The 24566-nt window shown below is 42.2% G+C and carries 20 protein-coding genes and 1 tRNA gene; 5 read left to right on the top strand and 16 right to left on the bottom strand.

What is annotated here, in order from left to right:
• The first annotated feature begins 40 nt into the window (after nt 1-40).
• On the top strand, nt 41-1537 hold the full coding sequence (locus tag ACM0OW_RS04305; RefSeq protein WP_414548794.1) for an HlyD family efflux transporter periplasmic adaptor subunit: 1497 nt from the start codon (nt 41-43) through the stop codon (nt 1535-1537).
• A gap of 37 nt (nt 1538-1574) precedes the next feature.
• Here the strand turns inward: ACM0OW_RS04305 and ACM0OW_RS04300 are convergent, their stop codons facing one another.
• The 4 genes from ACM0OW_RS04300 to ACM0OW_RS04285 all read right to left on the bottom strand — a co-directional run bounded on the left by ACM0OW_RS04300 (nt 1575) and on the right by ACM0OW_RS04285 (nt 7942).
• On the bottom strand, nt 1575-3053 hold the full coding sequence (locus ACM0OW_RS04300) for a S8 family peptidase (protein WP_414548793.1): 1479 nt from the start codon (nt 3051-3053) through the stop codon (nt 1575-1577).
• A 553-nt stretch (nt 3054-3606) separates the two neighbouring features.
• A complete protein-coding gene (locus tag ACM0OW_RS04295; RefSeq protein WP_414548792.1) occupies nt 3607-6264 on the bottom strand; it encodes a peptidase domain-containing ABC transporter in 2658 nt (885 codons plus the stop codon).
• On the bottom strand, nt 6213-6971 hold the full coding sequence (locus tag ACM0OW_RS04290; RefSeq protein WP_414548791.1) for a peptidylprolyl isomerase: 759 nt from the start codon (nt 6969-6971) through the stop codon (nt 6213-6215). The genes ACM0OW_RS04295 and ACM0OW_RS04290 overlap by 52 nt, the downstream gene beginning before the upstream one ends.
• A gap of 161 nt (nt 6972-7132) precedes the next feature.
• Nucleotides 7133-7942: a TIGR00297 family protein gene (locus ACM0OW_RS04285; protein ID WP_414548790.1), complete on the bottom strand. Its 810-nt coding sequence runs from the start codon at nt 7940-7942 to the stop codon at nt 7133-7135.
• A 362-nt stretch (nt 7943-8304) separates the two neighbouring features.
• Here ACM0OW_RS04285 and ACM0OW_RS04280 point away from each other — a divergent pair, with 362 nt between their 5' ends.
• Complete coding sequence (locus tag ACM0OW_RS04280) at nt 8305-8736, top strand: VOC family protein (RefSeq protein ID WP_414548789.1); 432 nt, start codon at nt 8305-8307, stop codon at nt 8734-8736.
• On the opposite strand, the gene ACM0OW_RS04275 is transcribed toward ACM0OW_RS04280, so the two are convergent.
• The gene (locus tag ACM0OW_RS04275) at nt 8666-9334 is read right to left on the bottom strand and encodes an esterase/lipase family protein (protein WP_414548788.1); all 669 of its coding nucleotides are present in this window, start codon (nt 9332-9334) and stop codon (nt 8666-8668) included. The two genes, ACM0OW_RS04280 and ACM0OW_RS04275, sit on opposite strands and share 71 nt — an antisense overlap.
• A gap of 721 nt (nt 9335-10055) precedes the next feature.
• On the opposite strand from ACM0OW_RS04275, the gene ACM0OW_RS04270 reads away from it, so the two are divergent.
• On the top strand, nt 10056-10520 hold the full coding sequence (locus ACM0OW_RS04270) for a hypothetical protein (protein ID WP_414548787.1): 465 nt from the start codon (nt 10056-10058) through the stop codon (nt 10518-10520).
• A gap of 18 nt (nt 10521-10538) precedes the next feature.
• On the opposite strand, the gene ACM0OW_RS04265 is transcribed toward ACM0OW_RS04270, so the two are convergent.
• The 5 genes from ACM0OW_RS04265 to ACM0OW_RS04245 all read right to left on the bottom strand — a co-directional run bounded on the left by ACM0OW_RS04265 (nt 10539) and on the right by ACM0OW_RS04245 (nt 16508).
• Nucleotides 10539-11627, bottom strand: coding sequence for a tetratricopeptide repeat protein (locus tag ACM0OW_RS04265; RefSeq protein WP_414548786.1), 1089 nt, complete (start codon nt 11625-11627; stop codon nt 10539-10541).
• A 256-nt stretch (nt 11628-11883) separates the two neighbouring features.
• Complete coding sequence (locus tag ACM0OW_RS04260) at nt 11884-12591, bottom strand: 16S rRNA (uracil(1498)-N(3))-methyltransferase (RefSeq protein ID WP_414548785.1); 708 nt, start codon at nt 12589-12591, stop codon at nt 11884-11886.
• A 6-nt stretch (nt 12592-12597) separates the two neighbouring features.
• Entirely contained in the window at nt 12598-13674 is a 1077-nt protein-coding gene (locus ACM0OW_RS04255; RefSeq protein ID WP_414548784.1) for a TIGR00341 family protein, read from the bottom strand.
• A gap of 82 nt (nt 13675-13756) precedes the next feature.
• Nucleotides 13757-15676 carry a sulfite reductase, ferredoxin dependent gene (gene sir / locus ACM0OW_RS04250; RefSeq protein ID WP_414548783.1) on the bottom strand — a complete coding sequence of 640 codons (1920 nt, stop codon included), beginning with the start codon at nt 15674-15676 and terminating at the stop codon, nt 13757-13759.
• A 298-nt stretch (nt 15677-15974) separates the two neighbouring features.
• A complete protein-coding gene (locus tag ACM0OW_RS04245; protein ID WP_414548782.1) occupies nt 15975-16508 on the bottom strand; it encodes a hypothetical protein in 534 nt (177 codons plus the stop codon).
• Nucleotides 16509-17000: 492 nt separating this feature from the next.
• Here ACM0OW_RS04245 and ACM0OW_RS04240 point away from each other — a divergent pair, with 492 nt between their 5' ends.
• Nucleotides 17001-17948 (top strand): ADP-ribosylglycohydrolase family protein, encoded by a 948-nt coding sequence (locus ACM0OW_RS04240; RefSeq protein WP_414548781.1) that lies wholly within the window; start codon nt 17001-17003, stop codon nt 17946-17948.
• Between the two features lie 225 nt (nt 17949-18173).
• Here ACM0OW_RS04240 and cutA read toward each other — a convergent pair whose 3' ends face one another.
• From cutA to ACM0OW_RS04220, 4 genes are all read right to left on the bottom strand, one after another.
• Nucleotides 18174-18500 (bottom strand): divalent-cation tolerance protein CutA, encoded by a 327-nt coding sequence (gene cutA / locus ACM0OW_RS04235; RefSeq protein WP_414548780.1) that lies wholly within the window; start codon nt 18498-18500, stop codon nt 18174-18176.
• A 5-nt stretch (nt 18501-18505) separates the two neighbouring features.
• Complete coding sequence (locus ACM0OW_RS04230) at nt 18506-19519, bottom strand: transposase (protein ID WP_414548779.1); 1014 nt, start codon at nt 19517-19519, stop codon at nt 18506-18508.
• Between the two features lie 17 nt (nt 19520-19536).
• On the bottom strand, nt 19537-20388 hold the full coding sequence (locus ACM0OW_RS04225; RefSeq protein WP_414548778.1) for a hypothetical protein: 852 nt from the start codon (nt 20386-20388) through the stop codon (nt 19537-19539).
• Between the two features lie 471 nt (nt 20389-20859).
• Complete coding sequence (locus ACM0OW_RS04220; RefSeq protein ID WP_414548777.1) at nt 20860-21519, bottom strand: Npun_F0813 family protein; 660 nt, start codon at nt 21517-21519, stop codon at nt 20860-20862.
• Between the two features lie 360 nt (nt 21520-21879).
• Between ACM0OW_RS04220 and ACM0OW_RS04215 the strand changes: the two genes are divergently transcribed.
• A tRNA-Arg gene (locus tag ACM0OW_RS04215) sits at nt 21880-21952 on the top strand.
• A gap of 44 nt (nt 21953-21996) precedes the next feature.
• On the opposite strand, the gene ACM0OW_RS04210 is transcribed toward ACM0OW_RS04215, so the two are convergent.
• A complete protein-coding gene (locus ACM0OW_RS04210) occupies nt 21997-22731 on the bottom strand; it encodes a class I SAM-dependent methyltransferase (protein WP_414548776.1) in 735 nt (244 codons plus the stop codon).
• A gap of 254 nt (nt 22732-22985) precedes the next feature.
• Nucleotides 22986-24530 (bottom strand): pentapeptide repeat-containing protein, encoded by a 1545-nt coding sequence (locus tag ACM0OW_RS04205; RefSeq protein ID WP_414548775.1) that lies wholly within the window; start codon nt 24528-24530, stop codon nt 22986-22988.
• Nucleotides 24531-24566: the final 36 nt, after the last annotated feature.

The raw sequence follows: 24566 nt of genomic DNA, 5'->3' as shown, positions 1-24566 counted from the left end.
CCAGTTATCAGTCCCCAGTCCCCCAATAATCTAAACTTTTATGAAACATTCCTTACTTGCAAATGCTGCTCAAGCCCGACAAACAAGACAACAATTTGCTAAACCAGAAGACCAACTATCTTATGAAGTAGGTAAAGCTGTACAGGAATTACCACCGCTATATACCAGGGTTTTAGCCGGAACACTGAGCTTAGTGGTATTTGGGGCGATCGCCTGGGCAAATTTCTCTCAAATCGATGAAGTAGCGATCGCACCAGGGGAATTAATCGCCTCTACACAAGTGCGACCAGTGACATCCTTGGGTGGTGGTTATATTGTGGATGTGAATGTAGAAGAAGGCGATCATGTCACTAAAGACCAAGTTTTGATTCAACGCGACACAGACTTACAACAAACAGACGTTACCCGTCTCGCCCAATCTGCCAAATTAATCAGCGAAGACTTACAGCGTTTGCAAGCAGAACGCATTGGGACGACAACATCTGGAACAAAACTACAAGATGAACTTTTAGAATCGCGCCTCGCAGATTACCAAGCCCGTCAAGCTGTAACCGAAGCAGAAGCAAATCGCCAACTAGCAATTATTGAACAGGTAAAACAACGCCAACAACGGTTACAAGAAAACCTGGTAAATGCTCAAAGCAGCTTTAAAAATGCTCAAGCTAACGTAGTCAATGCGGAAAATTTAGTTGTCGGAATTGAAAAAAATATTGCGATCGCGCAACAAAGAGAAAGAAACCTCAGCACCCTCATTGCGCCTGGTGCATTACCTAGAATTGATTACCTAGAAGCCCAAGAAAGATTAAATCGCGCCAACGCAGAAATGACCAGAGCCAAAGATGAGGTCATAAACGCCAAAAATAGAGTCACAGAATCTCAAGACAGAATAGCATCCTTAACCAGAGAGATTGCTGCCCAAGCCCAAGACATTCGCCAAGCCGAGCAAGCCTATCAAGGTGTTCGCCAGCAGGCGCAGCGTTTGAAATCTGAGCGCCAAAGCGAGATTTTAACCCAGATAAAACAGCGCCAAGAAGAACTCACAAATATTAACGGTCAACTAGAACAAGCCAGAAAACAGCAAGCTGGGGAAACAATCACAGCCCCAGTCGCCGGGACAATTTACAAAATTAAAGCCACCCAAGGGCCAGTCCAAGCAGGTGAAGAATTACTGTCAATTTTGCCTGCGGGAGAAGACATTTTATTAGAAGTAAAAGTTCTCAACCGCGATATTGGATTTATTCGTCCAGGGATGACAGCAAAAGTGAAAATGGCCACCTTTCCCTTTCAAGAATTTGGCACAATTGACGGTAAAGTTGTGCAAATTAGTCCGAATGCAGTCGTCGATCAAGACTTAGGTTTAGTCTTCCCCACCAGAATCAAGCTCAGTCAACACTCAATAAAAGTCCGGGGAGAAGAAGTAGCATTTACTCCCGGAATGTCAGCCAACGGAGAAATTGTCACGCGTCAAAAGTCAGTTTTAACCTTCATCATTGAGCCTGTAACCCGTAGATTTAGCGAAGCCTTTTCAGTCAGATAATGAAGCAGCAGGGGGGATTTGGAACTCCCCTGGGAAATTAGAAGCCAGGGAAAAATTTTCTAAATTCTTCTATTTGCTGCTGCAATTGATTCAGAATTTTTTCGATATCTGTAGGATTCTCATTTTTTTTGTCAACATTATCAGTATTGAAGATGTTATTAGCGATGCTGCCCAAAGCATTCAGCGTTTTATCGTCATACCAAGACATATTTCCTAAATTCATGGATGAACCTCTGCGGACAAACGAAGCAGTGGGAGGCAAATTAGAAACGGCTGTATTACTATCAGTTAAAATCGTTACTTGTAATTCCAACTTAATGGTAGTAGGTGATGTACCATTGCCTACCATATCTGCAATCGGTCCAGAAATGACCGGACTGATTTTGAACGAGTTAGAACTTGTGGCTGGGGTACTATTTCCTGATGTTTCTATAATGATTTGTCGGATTTGAGCATCAGTCAAACTGGGATTAGCACTCAGCATCAAAGCCACCACACCAGCAACGTGGGGAGTAGCCATAGATGTACCGCTATATGTAGCATACTGATTACCAGGGACTGAGGAATAAATACCCACTCCTGGCGCAGTCACATAGGGAAACGCACTTAACCCGGCTCTGTTAGAGAAGCTAGCCATCTGATTATTGCTATCAACTGCCCCCACTGCCAATCCCCAGTTGTTAGCATAGCGAGCTGGATAGTTTGTCAATGGGAAGCCATTATTACCTGCGGCCATAACAACCACAGCACCTTTACTACTAGCGTATTGAATCGCAGCTTCCAGGGTGCTGTTAGCAAAATTACCGCCCAGACTGAGATTAATCACATTAGCGCCATTATTCACTGCATAGTAAATACCATCAGCCACAGAATTACTGCTACCAGATCCCTCGTCATTCAGCACTTTCACTGGCATAATCTTGGCATCATAAGCAATACCCGTCACTCCAAAGCCATTATTTGCCCCAGCAATGGTTCCTGCTACATGAGTCCCGTGACCATTTACGTCTATAACGTTGCTGCTATTGTCAGCAAAACTCCAGCCTTGGGTATCATCAATATAGCCATTACCATCGTCATCGATACCATTACCAGGAATTTCTCCGGGGTTAGTCCAAATATTATTTTTCAAATCTGCGTGGTTGTAGTCAACCCCAGTATCTACCACAGCAATCACAGTACCTTTACCTGTGTATCCTTGCGCCCAGGCGGCTGGGGCGTTAACTAAATCTGCTCCCCAATTATTACCCCCAAGACGAGGAACATCACCAAAAGTATTCTGACCAACAGCTCTAGCTACTGCTGCACCAGCGTTAACCAAGCCATAGCCAGACGTGAAATTATAGTTAGCAGCTTGGACAGAAGTTGCCGTAATATCACTGGCTGAATTAAAGCTACTACGACCACTAAAACTATATTCATTCTGGATTGGAAATGTATCCTCGACTGAGGGAATCGCGTTAATATTTAGTCCGTTATGAGGAAACAAATTGTGACTAACATCGTCAATTGACATATAAATATTCTCCTCAAACAGAGTATTTTTTGGCAACACTAACTGTTAAAATCTGTTTCCAAGATTTTAAAGTAAAGGGTGAGTTTACCCCCTCTGACAAAAACTACTATGAAATGAAATAGCAAAATGAAACTTTTTTAACTAAACTACATGGTTAAAAGTGTAATCTTCCTGCAAATTATTATTTTTCATGTATTTTGAACCACATCTGTTGTAGGGGCGCAAGGCCTTGCGCCCCTACTTGGTTTATTTACCTGAAAATACCTGTAAGCAACTTCCCAAAAATAAATTATCCAAATACGTAATTTTCTTGTAGGATGTGTTGTCGCGAAGCGCAACGCACCGTCAATACTTTAGCAGCGCTCAGTGTAAATAATTCAAGGTGCGTTAGCCTACTGGCGTGACAAGCCTAAAATGTTGCATTAAACTAAACGTAGGTTGGTTTAAGCGCAGCGCAACCCAACGCTGCCAATTATGTTGGGTTTCCTTACGTCAACCCAACCTACAATTTTTTACAACATTTTAAGCTGGTCACGCCACTACGAATTTGGTGCTAAATATTTGCTTGTTGGCGTTGATATAATGACCAATACAAACCTTTTTGTTGTAACAAATCTAAGTGAGTACCACGTTCAGCTATTACGCCTCTTTCTAAAACTAAAATCATATCAGCACGTTTGAGGGGAGCGAAGCGGTGAGCAATTAAAAACACAGTTCGGTGAGATGAAACCTTTTGTAAGTTTTGCAAAACTTGCTGTTCTGTTTCAGAATCTAAGGCGCTGGTAGCTTCATCTAAAACTAAAATTGGCGCTTGGGAAAGAAATAATCTCGCTAAGGCGATGCGTTGTCTCTGTCCACCAGATAAAGCCGTTCCTCTTTCTCCCACGTTGGTTTCGTAACCGTAGGGTAACTGACTAATAAAGTCATGTGCTACAGCTAGTCTGGCAGCTTCGACTACTTCCTCTGCACCAATATCAGGATTACCGAGGGTGATATTTTCCAAGACAGTACCATTAAATAAAAAGTCTTCTTGGAGAACTACGCTAATTTGTTGCCGTAGTGAGGCTAAATCAGCACTTTTAATATCAAATCCATCAATTAAAATCCGTCCTGATTCAATTTGATAAAGGCGTTGTAACAGCTTAGAAAGGGTACTTTTACCAGAACCACTGCGGCCGACAATTCCCACAAATTGCCCTGGCTCTACGTTGAAGGAGATACCTTTGAGGACAGGTTCAATGTGTGGTTGGTAACGGAAAAAGATTTGCTCGAAGGTGACTTGACCTTTTAGAGATGGTAAAACTAAGCCTGTACCTAATTCTGCTTCTGGGGCGATGTTGAGAATATCACCAATCCGGTCTACAGAAAGTAGAACTTGTTGCAGATTTTGCCATAGTTGCACTAGACGCAATAGTGGTCCGGTAACTCTTCCCGATAGCATTTGAAAGGCGACAAGTTGCCCAATGGTTAAGTCTTGCTCAATCACTAATTTCGCACCAAACCAAAGAATCAGTAAGGAGGAAAAGTTGGTGAGAAAGTTACCAATATTACTGCTAATATTAGAAGTAGTAGATGCTTTAAATCCTGTACGCACAAAACGGGCAAATAATCCTTCCCAGCGATCGCGTGCTACTGGTTCGGCTGCATGGGCTTTGACCGAGTGTATCCCTGTGACTGTTTCTACTAAAAAGGATTGACTGTCGGCACTGCGATTGAAGGTTTCGTTGAGCCATTTACGCAGAATTGGTGTAGCAATAATTGTCAAAGCTGCAAATAACGGCAACACAGCTAAAGCTACAAAGGTGAGTTGGCCATTGTAGTAAAACATCAATACCAAGTACACCACAGCAAAGATACTGTCTAAAATTACAGTTAATGCTGTCCCGGTGAGAAACTGGCGGATTTGTTCTAGTTCTTGAACTCTAGCGATGGTGTCTCCCACACGCCGCGACTCAAAGTAAGCTAAAGGCAAACGCATCAGATGGCGGAATAGTTGCGCCGATAAGCTCAAATCTAAACGCCGGGCGGTATGAGTGAAGATAAATAGCCGCAGTATACCCAGTATAGATTCAAAGGAAGCGATCATTAAGAGTGCGATCGCCATGACATCAAGAGTGGGCAAACTCTGCTGCACCATCACTTTGTCAATCACAACTTGGGTAATCAGTGGTGTCCCCAAACCCAGAAGCTGCAACGTAAAAGACGCGAGTAATACTTCTCCTAACAGTTTCCGGTACTTCCAAACTGCTGGAGTGAACCAACCCAGGTTAAATGTGTCTTGTTTGGATACCAGTTCAACTTGCCAAAGTTTACCATCCCAAGCCGCCTCAACCACTGACTGAGGAAAACTTTCACAAGCATAATCATCGTTGAGGGGATTAGCAATAACCAGATTAGATCCTTGCATTCCATAGGCTACCACCCAGGAAGCTGGTGATGATGAATCTAATTGCCATTGTAGTAGTGCTGGAAAGGTTAACTGCCGCAAATCCGCCCAACTAACTTGCAACCTTCGCAACACTAAGCCTAACTTTTCCCCGGCTTCCACCAGATGTTTCGGGCGTTGTCCCCGGAGTTGGCGTTGCACCCATTCCAATTTCACCGGATGTTCTAAGTGTTGCGCCACCATTGTTAAGCAAGCCGCACCTGTATTCCAATTAGAAACGAAGGGATAACCAGATTTGATGACAGTGGAAGATGGGAGGAGTTTCTGGATTTCCTTAATTTCGGGCTTAATTTGTTTAATATCCCCCGGTTTCTGGTGTTCCTGGGCAGTTAGCCAAAACTCGTCTATTTGGGGAGTGGAAAACTCTGCCCACATCGCTATATGCCAACACACTACTACAACTTCTTTGCTAGCAGCTACGGCTTTGCAATCCACAGCCATCTGATATAAGTCGCCAAACCAATCCCCTACTTGTAGGGCTGCTAATGGTTTACCTTCTCCTTCTTCCCGCAAACGGACTTTACCAGTAAAAATCCAAAATTGCTCACCGCCTGCTTCTGTAGACCAAATTTTTTCTCCTAGACGATACTGACGGATTTGGGCTTGATTTTGCAATTGGGATTTTTCTTCAGAAGTCAGCCAACATAAGGGCGGTTGATTCCAAGGTATAGAATCTAGGGCGTTTACTTGTAGAGATTGATTATCCAGAACTTTTAGCTCATTTGTAGTTTGACCGTCAGCTTTTGAATTTTCTCGACTAGCCATTTCTCAAATAATTCATTTTGTAGTGCTTGTTGGAGTTGCATATCATCTAAAGACGCGGGCAAAAATTGTTCTACGCGAAATAAGCCATAACGTCCCTCGATTTCTATAGGACCGACAACTTGTCCAGGATTAGCTATGTCAATAACTGCTCTTAGTTGATCTGGCATTGTGCCTCGACTCACTGGCCCCATCATGCCGTTGACCATGCGATCCTCTGACAAGGAATATTCTCTTGCTAGCTGCTCAAAACTACCTCCTTCTTCAATTTGAGTTTGTAGTTCTTCAGCTATTTCTCGATTGTCAACAACAATCCGGGAAACTATTACCCGATCTAGAAAAATTTTGCGTTCAATAAAGTATTCTGAGATTTTTGCTTCTGTAATTAAAACCTTGAGTTTTTCTAATTTGAAACTAAAGGCAATTGATTCGTAAAAAGTAGCGTAATCGGTAACATTGTTTTGTAACCATTCTTGAAAAGTTTTGGGGTCATTTAGTTGATTTTTGAGGCGGAAATCAATGATAGTCTGTTCGGTTAAAGCGGGGCTGATTTCGATGTCATCTCGTGTTTGGATTTCTTGTTCAATCACATACTGGCGGAGAATGTCGCCAATGAAATGCGCTAATTTTCCAGAGGCTTGCAGATATTTTACTGCTTGTTTTATAAAAATTGGTTGGTCATTGACTGTCAAAAATGATGAAGATTCCATGAACTAATCTGATAAAGAACAGCTAAAGTTTGATATATTACAAAATATATATGAGCAAGCTTAAAATTTAGACAATCGAAAATATCAACCGTTGTCTAGGTACACGGAAATTACACCCCAAGAGTGTTATGTAAATTTACTTGTAATTTTTTAGAAAGAGCTTAGACAGGGAATGAAGAAGTAATTATTGTCCAGAATAAGGCGAGTAAGATAGCAGCGATCGCACCGATTAATGTATTGAAAATATTTACTACTTCATTGGTCAGCCAGTCATATTTAGATTGCAATGTTGCGCCTATGACACTTTCTAAATTGGTAGCGATAAATGCAGCCAATATGCACCAACCTATTCCGAATAAATCTATCAAACCAACAGCCCAACCGACGCAAGCGATCGCAATCGAAGCCACCACACCTGCTAAGGTTCCCTCTAAACTCACTGCTCCCTCTGTACCACGAGGTACTGGTTGGAGTGTAGTAATCAAAAAGGTGCGTTTACCGTAGGCTTTACCAACTTCGCTCGCAGTGGTATCAGAAAGCTTTGTACTAAAACTCGCTACATAGCCTAATAACAGTAGCAACTGCGGATTAGGGACTAAGGACTGGGGATTGGGTATGACTAATCCCGAATTTAAAATACCTACACCCAAGGCACACAAAGCCCCAGTTAGAGCCGAACCCCAGACATTTTCCGGGCCTCTCGCTCCAGAACGCTTTTCAGCGATTCCTGCTGCTTCTTTTTGTGCCATACCAATACGTGTTACACCAGAACCAACTAAAAAATAGAAACCCACCACTAGATAACCTTGCCAGCCGAGAGTTACCCAAATGAGTACTCCTAGTAACCAGGCGTGCAGTATTCCGGCTGGAGTGAGTAGCTGTTTAGGCGCAATCCATACTAAACCCAATAAAATTGTGTTCAATCCTATTGCTATCAACCAGGGATTTGCAGAGTCGATAAAAGATAACATCGGCGATAAATCATGAATAGTTTTGCCAGAATATCCACAGAATAACCAATTTTAGAACTGGGATGTTGAATTACTGCCACTACCTCATGCAAAAAATGCCCAGGTTATATTCCTCTTACACGTCAACGAGAGAAGAAACAGGGAAAACAAGAAAAATATTCTTTCCCTACTTGTAAAGACTCAATTAACAGTGTCTCCACCCCAATTTATGCAAACATCGTTATCAGGATATAAGTTGAAATTATTTAAAACTGTGTGCAAATTAACAGTATAAATTTTAGGTTTGAGATTTTAGATAAAAAACTTCAGATGTATTCACTATTCATCTATGATATGAGCAATATTTTTTACTGACTTAAGATATGAATAAAGCTTTATTTCATCTAGCTTTTCCCGTGACTGACATTGCCCAAACCAAAGCATATTATATCGATGCCCTCGGCTGCATCCCTGGGCGTGAAAGTCCTCAAGCGCTGATTCTTAACCTTTACGGTCATCAGTTGGTAGCGCACGTCACTAAAGAAACTTTATTACCCCAACGGACTATATACCCCAGACACTTTGGGCTAATTTTCATTCAAGAACATGACTGGGAAGAATTACTAGAAAAAGCAGAGAAGCAAAATCTGAGTTTTCGGGAATCACCTAAAAATCGCTTTGTTGATTCTCCCTTGGAACATCGCACTTTCTTTTTAGAAGATCCCTTTTATAACTTGATGGAATTTAAATATTACCGCCACCCAGAGGCGATTTTTGGAAGTTCTCAGTATACCCAGATTGGAGACCAGGCTTAATTGGTTCTGCCAAGGCAGATACTATTGCCGCCAAACTTCTGGAATCTGTTAACATCCAAGAGTGTAATACAACCGGAACGATTACTTCTTTTCCCAGTGGCATTTGTGAACTCTTTGCTGGAACTATCATCAAATCATAGGGTGTCCATATAGATGTAAAATTAAGTTGCTCTAACATCACAGCATCACTATTTAAATCCTGGATGAATTCACTCTTGCGGCGCATTTGCAAGCAGCCGTGACGTTGGGAACCATAAGCAATCACTGTTCCATGATGAGGTGAGGAAATTGTGATAAACCTCTTTACACGGCTAATTCCTCCTAACCGTTGAACATAGTAACGGCTGACAAGTCCTCCCATGCTAAAGCCGATCAAATCGATTGGTTCATCTGGAGCAAAGGTTTTGACAATATAATCAGCTATCTGCTGTGCCAAAATATCAAGACCGACTTCACCATTATTGGGAACGAGATCCAGTGTATACACAGACCAACCCAATTGTCTAAGATACCTAGCCATGATATTAAAAACGGCTCCAGTGTCTCCGATACCATGTATCAATAATACGGAGTTGTCCTGTTGGTTTTTGCTGTTCATCTCCCAAGTTTGCCTGCATCAAGAGTCTGTAGGAAATTTAACTGAATACTTTTATTAACTGCCATTTGGCTATGACACTTATCCCACTGGTCGGAAATTCGATGCTATTCAAGATTTTTTGGCTAGTAACTGGCTGGGGGGACTAAGGGAACACCAAAAAATAAATTATCCAAAAATTCTAGGGTGGGTATAGCAGATCAACCGACCATTATCCTTAAGTTTATGCTGGGTTACGGACTAATGTCCTAACCCACCCTACTGAATTGACAAGCTTAAAATGTTGCAAAAAATTGTAGGTTGGGTTGACGTAAGGAAACCCAACATAATTGGCAGCGTTGGGTTGCGCTGCGCTTAACCCAACCTACGTTTAATGCACTATTTTAGGCTTGTCAGTCCGCTACCGGATTGACACAGCTAATTTTTTGCGTAAATCTGTGTTAATTAAACCAAAAAATGTTAATTTTGATTAAGCATTATTTCAGAATCTTGCGCTTAGATCCCATAAAATTTAATAATTAGTTCTTGATGTCTACAAGTTGCGAGTGCTTGCACTAAAGAGTTAAGACTATTCGTCCTGTAGTTTTACTACAATGTTAATTAGGTAGAAAATTATAAATTTTTTCACCCCAATGGCATCCTTGGCGCAAAAAAATGTAACATTATGTGGTTTTTTTAACACCACGGTCAGGTTTACAGATATATAAAGACAGGAGAAATTTTCATGTTTGGTTTTATCAAAAAGTTAATTACAGGGATTTTGGGTTTCATCACTGGGTTGTTACCTGGCAAAAAAGGCAATGGCTATTACTTGGAGTTAGATGAACCTGCTTCTGAGAAACCACCAGCAGCTACACCTAAAACTCCAGAGGTATCCCCAGCCGCTACAACTAATGGTACAAAAGCTGCGGCCTCAGTAGCATTAGATGCGCCAGCAAATGCACCTGCGGCGATCAAAACAACCAAATCAGAGCCATCAAAAAATGGCAAAGCGCCTAAAGCTGAACCAGCTACAGCCACAGCAGCCACATCTAATGGAAAAAAACCAGCACCTGCTGATGAAACTACATTTGCACCCAAATATCTGGCTCCTTCAGGTTCTAGCTCTAATCGTCGTCGTCCAGGTGCGAATATGAGTTCTTACTTAGATATGGCTCGTCAGATGAAAACTTCTAACTCTTCTAACTAAGTAAGTGAACGAAAAAATTTAACTCCCCAGACAATTTTTCAATTCGTTCACAAATACCAAGCCACTATATAAATGAAACGCTGGGTCCCAATTAGTCTTTTCCCTACGCAATAGGTGAATGTGAGGCTGAATGTTGCCCAGCATTTCTGTTTGATCTAATGCTGTTTCGGCGAAGTGTGTGAAATTTGACCAAGTTTTAACTTGGGGAATTTGTTTAAAAATCCATTGCACTAAGCTATTCCAATTAATTGTGATGGTATTTTGGCTAGCTTGGTCAGCAATTTCTATACCTTTCTGGAATTCATAACCATGATCATAAAGTCGGAGAATGCAATTTCTACTGGGTAGATGTAAATCACAAAATTGAGCATGGTCTTGGGTTTTGGTTTTCCACTCTAATTGGTGTCGGCTGTCAACGTCTATCACTTGCTCAAAAATGGGTAACATTCCTACCACTCTGGCTGTGACTTCTGACCAGTCAAAGGTGAGGGAACCAAATTGATTTTCTTGGTTGCGACAGACAACAGTAGGTTTGGGGTCAGATTCTGAAAAATGCTTAACTTGAAAAACTTGAATTTGCTTGATTGCAGCTATGGTTGTCCAGAAGCAAGGAATGCCAACTTGCTGTAGCTGTTGTCCATAAAATTGGAGTTCTCCTACTTGTCCAGTCCGATATAGTCTCCAGCCGCGACTTGGTAGCATTAGCCTTGCACTGTAAGGGTCTAGTTGCATAATTTGAGCAAATTTTGGTGCGGCCGTAGTTTTCAATTCAGTGGCTAAGGGTTCTAGGACTAATACGCCTGGTTCAGCATGACTGGGTTCAGATGTGGCTTTGGAGATGGCGCGTTGTCTTTCTTCTTGCTCAATTTCTTGGAGTCGCTGTAAACGTTGGCGGGATTGGTTAACTATTTTGGTGTTGGTTGTATTCCGTAGCAGTTGGCGATAAATTTTTTCTGCTTGCTGGCGCTTTCCAGATACTTCATGTAGTTGTCCTAAATAAAAATGCACCCAAGGATCTTCTGGTGTTTCTTTTAACAACTGTTTGATTAATTTGGCAGCTGTTTGATAATCTTTATGCTCAAAGGCTGTGGCAACTTGTTTGATCATCTTAATAATTCGTAATTCGTAATTACATCAGTTTTCATGTGTTTGAACCATATACAGCACATTTGATTTGAGTGAGGTACACAAGGGCTGGCAGGATGCCCACCCCACAAGATTTTTATCAAATACTGTATATCTTAGGGGCGCAAGGCTTTGCGCCTTTACCGTGTGGTCTATTTACCTGAAAATACTTGTAAGAGCTAGAAGCTTCGCTGGATTGCAACTACGAATTATTTTGAGTGGGATATCCTTAAATTATTTATACTTCATAAATTGCGGAAATTAAGGTTAAGGCTACTACTGGTGCTGTGACTGCTCGCAATATTCGGCGACCAAGGGATACTGGCTGAAATCCAGATGCGATCGCATTCTCAATTTCTGCTTCTGTCCATCCCCCTTCTGGGCCTGTAGCAATGACAATTTCTGGACTGTTAGATTTAATCTCGTTGTTTAAATGGGGATAATCGCCACGTCCTTCACAAATATAACGGTGAGTGGCTTGATTAGCAGTAATCCCAGCACTAAAAGCTACGGGTTCTAAAATTGTTGGTACAAAAGCTCGTTCTGATTGTTCAGCAGCTTCTGTGGCTATACGTCGCCAGCGTTCGAGTTTTTGCGGACTGGGATTTCTTAAGGTGCGATCGCTCAACACCGGAGCAATACAAGTTACACCCAATTCTGTACAATAACGGACTATTTCATCGAATCCATTGCCTTTGGGCAAGGCTACCATGAGCGTAATTGCTACAGGTAATTCAGTTTCTACGGTCAGTGTTTCTAAAATCTGGGATTGCTCTGATTGTAATTGCGCTAACCACCATTTTCCCTGACCATCCATCGCAATAAAGCGATCGCCTGCATTTAACCGCAACACTCTTCTGAGATAATGTTGTTGCTCTTTGGTCAAGGTAATCAGAGTTTCTTGAATTTGAGAGGGTGCGATCGCAATTCGTTGTAGTTGCGCCATGCTAATTTAATTACTAGGAGCCGGGGCTGTAAATTCCTGTACAGGAATGACCCGTACATTTAAAGTTAACGGTTGTTTTAAGCTTTTCTCTAAGAAATCTCTGACCATATTTATCTGATTTTCCGAAATTGAACCGATGGGAGCCGCTACTTCTAGTTCAACGACCAACAAATCTTCCTCTCGCTCTACTTGAATCCGGCGAATGTCTTGACTAGAAAATGTCATAGTTCGGCGGTAGAGCAAATACTCAACACTGCGCCGTGTGCGTTCTTTCAGGAGCAAGTTTTCTAAAGAGAATCCCAAGGGTAAACCCAAAATAAATATCGCCCCAATTGATAAAATTAAACCTTGACGCGCTCTTTCTAAGGAACCGTAGTTCTGTGCTAAAAAGACCAGTGCGCCGCTAAAAATTATTCCGATTAAGTTTGTCAAAAATAGTAACGAAGACCCAACTGTTACCGATTGGGAACCTATAGCGATGCCAATCCCGATTACGCTTAAAGGTGGAACTAGAGCCACAGCGATCGCGACTCCGGGCAAAGCATCAGCAACACGACGACGTGATTTAGCATAAGCACCTGCTGCACCTGCGGCCAGGGCTACCACCAAATCGAGTAAAGTCGGACTAACTCGCCCCCAAATTTCTGGGCCAAAAGTTTTAATCCCCACAATTCTGGCAATCAGCATTGAGGTAACAATAGTCAAGACAATTCCCGTGAACAGGGTAAAGCTAGAACGCTTTAATAGACGCTGATTTCCGACTACCATACTGTAAGCGATCGCAATTATCGGTCCCATCAAAGGCGCAACAATCATCGCTCCAATTATTGTCGCAGCACTGTTTGCCAGCAGTCCTACAGTCGAGATAATTCCAGACAGAAATAACAGAATATAAAAGTTTTTGGAAGAAACGGCTCCTCGCCACAGACTGCGATTAAGTCCAGCTATGGGGATAGGCTTTTCCACTAACCAATGCCACTCGCCACTGTTACTATCTTTTAGGTCGGTGAGTCGTTGTTTACCCCAAGCATTAACTTTATGAATTAACCACATTAGCTCACCGGAAATTGGAGGATTTTTCAAATAAACAGCATAAAATGCAACCTACCCTCTATTAAAAGTAATCGAGAGTAGGTTGGTTGGCAATTAAGTACAAAGTTCTGACTTACGGCAGATTTTGGAAGTAAGCGTCTAGCGCTTCGTTTACCAACTCAGTCATTGGTCTGTCTTGGCTAGTGGCGGCTTCTTTCAGCTTGATATATACGTCATCCTTGATACTGATACGATGGCGAGATTTACTTGCAGTCGTGGTAGTCTGGGGTTGGTAAGTAGCAGCAAATTCACGTAGAGCATCAAAACCCAGGCGATCGCAAAAATCACCAAAGCTTTCCTCATATTTCCTAAAATTCTTAAAGTAAACGAAAATCGGCTCTAAAAAGCTTTCGATGTCGTTATGGTGTAGCTTTTCTATGTAAGGTTGCGCTAATCGTGTCTGATCTGGCGAACCTCCCAGCCAAACTTGGTAAGATTCGGGAGCGCTACCTACAAAACCTAATTCTGCCATGTAAGGACGAGCGCAACCATTGGGGCAACCTGTCATCCTTACCACAAAATGCTCTTTTTGTAAACCCAATTTATCCAGTAGGGTGCGAATCCGTTCTAAAATACCTGGAATTGCCCGTTCTGATTCGGTGATAGCTAAACCGCAGGTGGGTAAAGCCGGACAAGCCATTGCATAACGGACTAGAGGTTCGATGGTTTCGGGGTCATCAACGATACCACAACGGTGCAAAATTTCCTGAATGGCTGACTTATTTTCTGGCTCAATGTCGTAAAAAATGATGTTGTGGTGGGGTGTCAAGCGTATGGGTAAATTAAATTGCTCGACAACTTTCCGCAAAGCCGTTTTCAGTTGAAAGGAACCTTCATCTTTAACTCGACCATTATCAACGGAAATGCCTAAAAATAGCTTGCCATCACCTTGTTCATTCCAGCCCAGGAAATCGTAATATTTAAACTCTGGTAGTGGTTGGAAGGGTGCGACTGGTTTACCGAAATAATCTTCTACTTGGGTGCGGAACTTATCTACACCCCATTCGTTAATTAAATATTTTAATCTGGCATGACGACGGTCAGTGCGATCGCCATAATCTCTTTGAGTGGCAACAATCGCTTTAACTAGCTGGTAGACATCATCTTTGTCCACATAGCAAATCTCATCGGCTATTCTGGCAAAGGTTTCTTCTTTATTGTGTGTTCGCCCAAAACCGCCACCGGCAAACACATTAAATCCTGCTAATTCTCCCTCCTGATTAGTCATGACTACCAAAGTCAGGTCTTGGGAATATAAATCTACAGAATTATCGCCAGGTACAGTTACAGAAACTTTAAATTTACGGGGCATATAGTGAGTCCCATAAATCGGTTCTTCGTTGTCGTGGATAATCGTGCCAGTCCCATTACGCTGTCTTGCGGCTTTGACTTCTGGGCTTTCTTCCGCGCTGATTACTTTTTCCCCATCTAACCAAATTTCGTAATATGCTCCGGTTTGCGGTGTCAGCAAGTCAGCGATATTATTGGCATATTCCCAGGCGTACTGGTAATCTCGGCGATTCTTAAAAGGGGCGGGTGGAGCCATGACGTTACGGTTGAGGTCTCCGCAAGCGCCCAAGGTGGAACCCATATTTTTAACTATAGAGGCGATCGCCGCTTTCAGATTCTTTTTTAAAATCCCATGCAACTGAAAACCTTGACGTGTAGTAACTCGTAAAGTGTGGTTTCCGTGTTCATCAGATAAATCATCTAAAGCTAGATACAACTGCGGCGGCACAAACCCACCAGGATTTCTTGTCCGCAGCATAAACTGATAATCTTTCTCCTGTCCCTTGACACGGTTATCGCGGTTATCTTGCTGGTAGGAACCATGAAATTTGATCAGTTGTACTGCTTCTTCGGTAAAATGAGTTGTATCTTCAAGGATTTGCGTAGCTACAGGTTCGCGTAAAAAATTACTTCTTTCCTTGATGCCTTCTACTTTAGAGGGCTTGTCACGATTAGCAATGGGGGCAGGAGCAGATTTAACCATCAGAATTGTTATAGTATTCTCAATAAGGCATCGGTCAACGCCGAAGCATTTTTTCGGCTGAGTGATTCCCGGTAATCCGGTCGGAGATAAGAGGAATCATCTAATTTTAACACGCCAAAAAGCCGACTTTATCAGTGATTTAACACTTCAAAAAATCGGCTTTACTCAGTGCTGAGTGGGGAGAGTGCTGAGTGCTGAGTGCAGAAAGTTATAAGTGAAGAAAGTTTTGAGTAAGTTTCTTCCCCCCTGCACCCTGCCCTCCTGCCTCTTCTCCCCTGCCTCTTCTTCCTGCCCTTTATCAAAAGCGATAGCCTACACCACCATTAACGCTGACAGCAGAACCACCGCTATTTTCGTAGGCGCGGATTCCGACTTTGGCATTGGTATAAACTAGAAAATTCTTCGCAACTTCTGATTCTATCCCAGCACCTACCACTACAGAATCTTTGTTGCCTAGAGGAGTAGGTAAGCCATTCTTTTCTATAAACGAATAACCGCCAGTCACAAAGGCATTAGTGCCATTAGCAATCGGTACGTCGAAGGAAACTTCTGGGATAATAGCAGTCGTCTCATTATTCCAAATCACATTACCGCGTGCCGACACTGGTGTATTTCCCACTTTCACCCGGCCTGTGATGTTACCACCAAAGTTAGCCGCATTGTTTTCGTCTCCACCATCAGTCAGACCTCCTGTAATACCAGCACCAACATAATTGGCATCTGTACCTCTTTTTGGTTGGGCAGAAGCTTGACCTGCATTAATAATAAGAGGGGCAACTACCAAAGAAGACAATGCAGAAATGACTACAAAAGACTTGAGTATATTTTTCATAATGTTGTAAAAGAATTGTAGGTTTTGCTTATATATTCAAGGTCGAAAACAACATCAAAAGGTTCCAGATAAGTTCTAATTTTTTGGAAAGACTTGTCATCATTGATGCACAAGAGTTCAATACTGGTTAGGTGTAACTTTTGGAAATCAGAAAATTCCAATTAACTTACGGCGTTGTCTTCAACACATCCGTAAGGCTTTGAGCAATCAACACTGTCCTCTCCGACTTTGCCGTTGCTATACAACTAAAATTTTCATATTGCTGCACTGGTTTTTACTATCCGTAATTTTCTCTTCAAATAGGCAGTTGATAAACTGGCACAACCCGAAAAATAAAATTTAGAGAAGATATAGTACATAAAAATAGTTAATTAATACCCGTTAGTTTAGCTATTCACTTATGATCAAATAATAGGCTGTAGCAGCTATGGCAACAAGCTTGAGAGGGAATCTATAAAGTTAAGTTTTGGTAATTCTCATGGAGAGTGAATAATGCTAACCGCTACAAAAACATTGTCTGGTTTGATGGGTTTATGTGTCGGTGATGCGTTGGGTGTGCCAGTTGAGTTTACTAGCCGCACGGAAAGAGTGAAATCTCCAGTGACAACGATGCTAGGTTATGGTACATGGAATCAACCGCCGGGAACTTGGTCTGATGACAGTTCATTGACGTTTTGCTTGGCAGAAAGCCTGTGTAGAGGATATTCTTTGGATGCTATAGCCAATTCTTTCTGGCGCTGGTATAAGCAAGCTTATTGGACTCCCCGTGGCGACCTGTTTGATATTGGTCAAAATACCCATGAAGCAATTATGCGCCTGAAGCAGGGGATTGTACCTCATCAGGCAGGAGGTAAGGTAGAAAATAGCAATGGTAATGGGTCTTTAATGAGAATTTTGCCGATGGCTTATTGTCATCAAAGCATAACTTTTGAGGAATTGATGGCGCGGGTGCATGATGTTTCTGCCATTACTCATGCTCATCTGCGATCGCAAATGGCCTGCGGGATTTATATTAGTATTGCCATAGCTTTACTAGAAGGGGCTAACCCGCAAACGGCTTATTTACAAGGGTTAGAAAATATCCAATCAGTTTATGTTGACCGGGAATACATTTTAGAAAAGCCGCATTTTCACAGGATATTCAGTGGTGACATAGCTAAAGTGCCAGTGGAAGAGATTAATTCTGGCGGATATGTGATTGATACTCTAGAGTCATCCCTGTGGTGTTTGTTAAATAGCTCGTCTTACTCGGAGACAGTTTTGAAAGCTGTCAACTTGGGTGGCGATGCGGATACTACTGCTGCTGTGACTGGGGGGTTAGCAGGCATTTACTACGGTGTGGAAAATATTCCTCAAGAATGGATCAACAAAATTGCCCGCAAACAGGACATCATTAAGCTATCAGAGCGCTTTGCAGAGGCTATGGACGCTCAAATGTAGAATCACCCCACCCCTGCCCTCAGCGCTACCGTGTACACACATCCTGAGCCAAAGAGATTTCCCGTCCTCAAAACAGAATTTCACCGGAAATCCAGTTCCCCTCCTCGCTTGCACCGGAGGGGTTAGGGGTGGGGTCTCTGAACACAAAAGAGAATTTACCGACTTGTGTGTACACCATAGACAAGGGACGAGGGGAGAAAGAGGGGAGGGGTTCCGGGACAACTCCTAACGTTTAACGTGTTCAGAAATCCATTGCAAGTAGGCTTGCGAACCCGCAACAATGGGTAAGGCGATGATTTCTGAGACTTCGTAAGAGTGGAGTTCTCGTATTTTGGCTTCCAAAGTGGAAAATAATGCCAAATCAGTTTTAATTAGTAACTGCCACTCATACTCTTTGTATATTTCTCCTTGCCAAGCGTAAATTGAATGGATTGGCAACAAACTCACACAAGCAGCTAGTTGAGCCTCCACAAGAGCATTTGCAATTGTTTCTGCTTCCTGCTTGTTGGCAGTTGTCACCAGTACTACACCATAATCAGCAGGTATCTCCATAACTTTTAGACCATAGATAGAGAGTAAACCTGACCGTCAATTAATAGCCGCGTAATGCCCTTGGCTTGCAGATGAGTACTAGCCTTATGGAGTACTTTACTGTCGGGGACTTTAATCACGCGATCGCGTTTGGTAGAGAAGCGCTTGGCCACGCGATGGTTATCAAACACGGGCAAAGTTTTTTGCAGGGTTTCCAGATTAGGAATTTGTCCCAAGTCACCAAAATCCTTAAGTGGTCTGGTAATTAACTCAGAGGATCTATCGATTACCAAATAACAACTTTTCGGCAACTGTGCCGCCGAGAATGGTAAAACTTGAACTGGTGCTTCACTTACCCTTCGTCTTGTAACTAAAGGTGTTGAATCGTCTAAGTCGTCTTCCTCGTCCTCGTAATCATCCTCGTAATCGTCATCGTCTAAATCATCGTCTAAATCTGACAAATCATCAGGCTCGTCTAGCAAGTCTTCTCCCAATATTTGGGCAATGACAGTTACTTCGGGAACTTCGTCCTTTAAAATTGGACTAGGAACACCACTGATTTCCAGTGGCTTGGGTTCGACTCTTTCTAATCGCTTTGCTGTGCGTAGCTTTGGTTTTTCTTCTGCTGAGGAACGTCGCCGGACTCTTCTGATCGAGGGGGCAAAGTCCTCATCCTCATCATCTTCCTCCTCCTCTGGATAGCGTTCTTCTACGACTGGTTTCTGCGGCGAAATCTCTGGTAACTTCAAGCGAGGAGTTGCTTTTTCCTGGCTTGGCAGTTCTTTCTCAGGCTCTTTTTCTGGTTGACTTAACAAAGGCAACTGCTCGTAACTTACCTGCGCTCTGCCTTCAGGAGTTCTGGCAGCACGTTTAAGAGAAACGAGATATTCGTATTCATCTTCTGGTAAGGTACTTTTGAGCAGGCGACTAATTGTCGAGTTACTCACACCATAGCGTTCTGCCAAAGTTGAGGTTGTTTCGGCAGTTTCTCGGTATAACTTCAGAATTTCTTGTTTGTCAGGATCTGTTAATTTTCTCACGGTAGACACCAAATATTCTAAGCTCGTTTGCGCCCGCGCTCCCGCCGAGTTCGGCTCAATGATGCGTCATGTTCTAGGACAGCGCCCATACCAAATAAAACTCCACTAAATACCCAAAACACTTCTAGTATCTCCCCACTTTCATAGTTTGTCCCTTGAGCATATTTAAACCACATATCTGCAATGTAGAGCGAAAACGCGGCCGCTGCAATCATTCTCCAAGATTGGGCAACTCGTCCCCCCCAAAAAGCTAGTAACAAGGTGGTAGCAATAATCAGCAAGACTACATCGCTAACTACGTAAAACCAATTCAAGCCAGCAGCTAGCGGGTCAGGATTCACCTCTTGCTGCATAGAAATCCACCATGCTAACAGGCTACCAAAGACAGCAATTGCCGACACAATCAGCAATTGCCATTTTTCTAAATTAATTCGTCTGGAAGCTACAGCTAAAATCATGCCTACGCCAAGGGAAATATAAGTGAGGACAAAAAAGATATCGGCAATAGACACATCCGGCTCTTCGTCCAAAATTATTTCTGTGTAACCGAAAAATATCCCTCCCAGGAAATAAGAAAACATACCAATACCAATTGCGAGCCAAATATTCCGGCTACTGACAATTTGCGGGCTACGCCAATTCCTCAAGCATAAAACACCAGCACCCAAGTAAGCCAACGCTTCAAAAATATTTGTACCAAGCACATACCAATCGGCACGACTTTCTATACCATCTTCGCCTGGGACTTTGGCGCTAAATAATAAAAAGTATAACAGTGCCAGCACAGCCCAGGCGATGCCAGCCAAGATGAGATTTTGATTGGTGAGGAGGGTTTGAGAACGGGAGGATTTTTTGGAAGAGCTACTCATGGAAATTAAGTAAGTAAATGCACTCAGTAAATTTTGGGTTTCAGAACCAATAGGATCGGCCTACTTGTTTAGTAATACACCAGTTGATGTCTTCAAGCCGCACACTCGTGACTTCCAGTCAGGAGTTAGGCACGACCTATTCTGTTAAAATTAGTGTATAGCGAAAACCAAGCTAAATCTGAACCACGACAACTAAAGATATGGGGTTCTACTAGGAAATAGATATTTTTATCGCTCCTCTAGTGGGTAAAATCTTTAAGCTACAGAGGTTAAACATACTTAGAGTTTTTAGGTACTTGTTTAAAAGTCGCCGTCGGTGCGCCAGAGACTTGAAACGCCTGTGGAGAACTTGTAAGACCTGGAGCAATTCAGGCGGAGATCGTTGAAGTAGGAATCACGCGACTTTTAGTCGTGTGAGGTTCAATACCAGAATAACTGCTAGTAGCCGCAGTTTTCCCCAAACTTTCCATGTTATTGCCACAGTGTACTCAGTGACGATTGATTTAGCCAAGTCATAAACAGCGATCGCTCTGGTTCTGGCATATCTTGTAAGGTATCGGTGAGTTGATGGGCAAAGTTAGCATTACCAAAATATGTTTTTCCGAGTTTATGCAGTTCTTGCAATAAAATAATCAGGTGTTTTTCTTGCCAGGGAGGAAGTTTGGCTAAGTCTAGAGGGTTTGTTGTTACCAAATGGTTGACGGCTTCTAAGGAATTTATCTCAGGAAATTGTTCTTTCTGTAACAAGTCAGCAATATCTTTCTCAAAGAGTCCTGCTTGCCGAGTGCCTAATAACTCGTCAATATCCAGATAAACCGCTTGCAGTAGCAAAAGACTTCCTTGGATGTAAGTGCCGTTCTTGTTATGACCACCAGTATCCTGCTCTATTTGATCTAAGCGGACTTTGCCCCAAACGCTAAAGCGATCCGGTTCTTCTAGCAAGACACAGGCTTTACCTCGGTTATCAGTTAAATCTCTCCATAAGGCTCTAGCTTCCTCTTCTTGGCTAGCTTTGAAGACAGTAATTAAACGAAAGGTTTGCCCCTGATAATTGAGGATCGGCACTTGCTGATCCTTTTTTGGGTGCTGAATACTCGATATTTCAACATCCTGCCTTTTGAGAATAAACATGGCACTAGCAAATAACTCCTCACAGGGGCTTTGTGGATAATGCGATCTATAAGACGTGATTTGGTAACATCGCCAAAAGTGCGATTACCCAGGGTGTTATGGGGTTAAACTTCGCGATCGCTAGAAGCTAACCTAAAGTAAGCCGCCCAGAGGGCATCTACATCAACACACAAATAACCTATTGACAACACAATATAGCTAATCAATAGCCCATTTGCTGCGTTTTTACTGTAAATTAAATAACTAGTGATTTAGATCATAGCCTTGCTAGTGAAAATTATGCAATTTTTGCTTGCTTATTAGTAGAGGATAACGATATAATTGCTTAGATGACTCTTTTGAGAGCCAGACTATTGATTTGGGCGTGTAGCTCAGTGGATAGAGCCACGGATTTCTAATCCGTTGGTCGCAGGTTCGATCCCTGCCACGCCCGTTTTAAATAAATCCCAACTTTGCAGCAGCTTTTTTGTGAGAATTTCAAAACTTGACTTTATACAAATCAAATAATTCTCCTGATTGTTTCGCTACGACTTTTGCACCAGTAGCTTTAATCATTTTTTCCCACTCAGCCACAGGTTCGAGAAACACCTCAGCACCGAGATATGTTTCTAAAACTGCCCAATCTTCTGCTAGAGGGTGTTCGGGATTGAGGATGTCAAATACAAAATATCCGTCTGGTTTTAAGACGCGCTTAACTTCTGCTAAGACGGCACTCCAGTATTTTAGGGGAAAATAGCAGCTAAATCCTGTGGCGATCGCCAGATCAAATTGGTCTGCGGAGTAGTTTAATTGATGGGCTGGCCCCAACTCCACACCTTTGAACAGCTTAGAATTCAATTGCGAACCACGAGAATTGAGGGTATCCCGTGCCACGGTGCTGATTTCTTGCCCATAAAAGTATGCTAACCAATCCCGCCAAGGATAGATTAAAAAGCTGACACCACAGCCAATATCCAAACAGTGCTGGTTTTTTTTCGGTTGAGCAATTTCCCAAAATGGAGAGGCAATTTTCCCAGATAACAGACCAGTCACCCATTCTTGATAAATGGGCATTTCCTGTACTTCTGCTGGTAATTCCAAGTCTTGCTTTTGATACTGTCGGTTAAAGCGATACCCCACCTGCGCCACTCTCTCCTGCCAGTTTTCTGAGTTATAGGGAGTTTGGGAGGGAAAAAGCTCAATTGGGTCTGGTGAATTCCGCTTTTTAGACATTCTGTCTCTGCTGCTCCTAGATTATGTTCAGGTTAAGTTCTAGTGTAGCTAAATCGAGATTGGGAACTGGTAAGGAAAAATCAAGCCTTTTGAAGATATCTTGCAGGTTTTTATATCTATCTTATTTGATTTGCCAACACGCTCAGATCCCCGACTTCTTCAAGAAGTCGGGGATCTTTTGATTCGTAGTAGCTGTTTTTTTAGATGAAGGCTGAGTATTTGGAAATTGAGAAAGTTGAGCAGATGAGTTTGATTTATGAGCGTAAGCCGTCAGGGACATTAACGGCTGAATCTAATCCTCGCACATTCCAGTTTGTATACTCATCCCAAATGACATTTTTGAGGTTAGCACCATTGAGGTAAGTGCCTTCGAGGTTAACGCTGGAGAGGAAAGCGCCTTCGAGGTAAGCGCCATTGAGGTAAGCGCCTTCGAGGTAAGCACCATTGAGGTAAGTGCCTTCGAGGTTAGCGCCATTGAGGTTAGCGCCTACTAGGTTAGCGCCATTGAGGTAAGCACCTATGAGGTAAGCGCCATTGAGGTAAGCGCCTTCGAGGTTAGCGTCTGAGAGGTAAGCTTCTACAAGGTTTGCGCCTTCGAGGAAAGCACCTTCGAGGTTAGCGCCTTCGAGGTTAGCGCCTTCGAGGCTAGCGCCTACGAGGTTAGCGCCTACGAGGTTAACGCCTAAGAGGAAATAACCAACAGTTTTTGAGAAAGTATCTAAAATAACACTGTTGCTGTAACTAATAATCCGAAGTAATCGCTGATCATCAAAAAAATTATCAGAGTCTTCTCTACCACATATATAAAAAATAATCTGATCTTTTAATTCATTCTTAGCTTGAGCATACCGATGTACTTCCAGCAGTAGAATCATCACATTCAGCCCAGCATAAATATCTACTTCTCTTAAATCAAGCAGTATGCCTTGTTCCTTGAATATTTGCATTTGATTTAGAGGCAGATTGTTCGGGTGTCTACTAATAAATTTGCCTTGACACCAATCAAGATAGAAATACTCCAAACGTTCAAATAATTTTATATATTGAAAGTTCTCTTCAGCTTCAAGTAGAGTCATTAAATATTCTACTATCTCTGAAGTCAAGCCACCATAACTTAGTAAATCATATATTTCTTTTGATAGCTGTTCATCATCAATGAGAAATTTATCACGTCTACTTGCAGGATCTAAACTTACCCATTTTTTCAAACTCTCGGTAATTTTTTGAGCGCACAAAAATTCGCCAAAACTCTTATGAATAAACTCTACAGCACCCTCGGTTGAATCAGAAGCTTTTGCTGGTCTTAAATAAAATGCTGCTAACGCATTTCTTAAAGGATTTTTACCTAAATTTTGTTGGGCTTTTTCCAAGATATTTTTTACTGATTTATCATTTTTCAGGCGTTCTTCAATTGTTTTAATTGAAGTCCATTCTCTACCAGATTGGGTAACACACAATCCAGCTTCAATCAAAATAAATCGCAAATCTTCTGTCTCAAATTCAGTAATTTTATCGTTAAGTTCTTGCGGACGCTGTTTCGTGAGTACCCAATCCATCGTAGTTTGATAAATCAGTATCTTAGCTTGAGCGCCGCTACTATCTTTAAACATTTCAGTATTTAACTGATCATCTCGGTGCATGGCTGCTAACAAATACAATAACAACGGCTCACGCGCTAATTCTTGTACACGCTTTGGACAACTATCTGCTGTTAAAAACTTTTGAAATGCTTCTACTTTATCTTGTCCAACTAATTTACCCCATTTTTCTAACCATTGTTCTTGGAGATTGTCATTCATTAAGGCAATTTCTACCCTTTTTAAATTGGTAGGTAC

The organism is Anabaena sp. CCY 0017 (genome assembly GCF_963920885.1).
Taxonomy (GTDB): Bacteria; Cyanobacteriota; Cyanobacteriia; order Cyanobacteriales; family Nostocaceae; genus Nodularia.
Note: the sequence above shows the minus strand (reverse complement) of the source record. Positions and strands in the feature narration are given on the sequence as shown.

Coding starts and splice junctions, on each gene's coding strand:
- ACM0OW_RS04305 (WP_414548794.1), top strand. CDS start 41: ATGAAACATTCCTTACTTGCAAATGCTGCTCAAGCCCGACAAACAAGA.
- ACM0OW_RS04300 (WP_414548793.1), bottom strand. CDS start 3,053: ATGTCAATTGACGATGTTAGTCACAATTTGTTTCCTCATAACGGACTA.
- ACM0OW_RS04295 (WP_414548792.1), bottom strand. CDS start 6,264: ATGGCTAGTCGAGAAAATTCAAAAGCTGACGGTCAAACTACAAATGAG.
- ACM0OW_RS04290 (WP_414548791.1), bottom strand. CDS start 6,971: ATGGAATCTTCATCATTTTTGACAGTCAATGACCAACCAATTTTTATA.
- ACM0OW_RS04285 (WP_414548790.1), bottom strand. CDS start 7,942: ATGTTATCTTTTATCGACTCTGCAAATCCCTGGTTGATAGCAATAGGA.
- ACM0OW_RS04280 (WP_414548789.1), top strand. CDS start 8,305: ATGAATAAAGCTTTATTTCATCTAGCTTTTCCCGTGACTGACATTGCC.
- ACM0OW_RS04275 (WP_414548788.1), bottom strand. CDS start 9,334: ATGAACAGCAAAAACCAACAGGACAACTCCGTATTATTGATACATGGT.
- ACM0OW_RS04270 (WP_414548787.1), top strand. CDS start 10,056: ATGTTTGGTTTTATCAAAAAGTTAATTACAGGGATTTTGGGTTTCATC.
- ACM0OW_RS04265 (WP_414548786.1), bottom strand. CDS start 11,627: ATGATCAAACAAGTTGCCACAGCCTTTGAGCATAAAGATTATCAAACA.
- ACM0OW_RS04260 (WP_414548785.1), bottom strand. CDS start 12,591: ATGGCGCAACTACAACGAATTGCGATCGCACCCTCTCAAATTCAAGAA.
- sir (WP_414548783.1), bottom strand. CDS start 15,676: ATGGTTAAATCTGCTCCTGCCCCCATTGCTAATCGTGACAAGCCCTCT.
- ACM0OW_RS04245 (WP_414548782.1), bottom strand. CDS start 16,508: ATGAAAAATATACTCAAGTCTTTTGTAGTCATTTCTGCATTGTCTTCT.
- ACM0OW_RS04240 (WP_414548781.1), top strand. CDS start 17,001: ATGCTAACCGCTACAAAAACATTGTCTGGTTTGATGGGTTTATGTGTC.
- cutA (WP_414548780.1), bottom strand. CDS start 18,500: ATGGAGATACCTGCTGATTATGGTGTAGTACTGGTGACAACTGCCAAC.
- ACM0OW_RS04225 (WP_414548778.1), bottom strand. CDS start 20,388: ATGAGTAGCTCTTCCAAAAAATCCTCCCGTTCTCAAACCCTCCTCACC.
- ACM0OW_RS04220 (WP_414548777.1), bottom strand. CDS start 21,519: ATGTTTATTCTCAAAAGGCAGGATGTTGAAATATCGAGTATTCAGCAC.
- ACM0OW_RS04210 (WP_414548776.1), bottom strand. CDS start 22,731: ATGTCTAAAAAGCGGAATTCACCAGACCCAATTGAGCTTTTTCCCTCC.
- ACM0OW_RS04205 (WP_414548775.1), bottom strand. CDS start 24,530: ATGAATGACAATCTCCAAGAACAATGGTTAGAAAAATGGGGTAAATTA.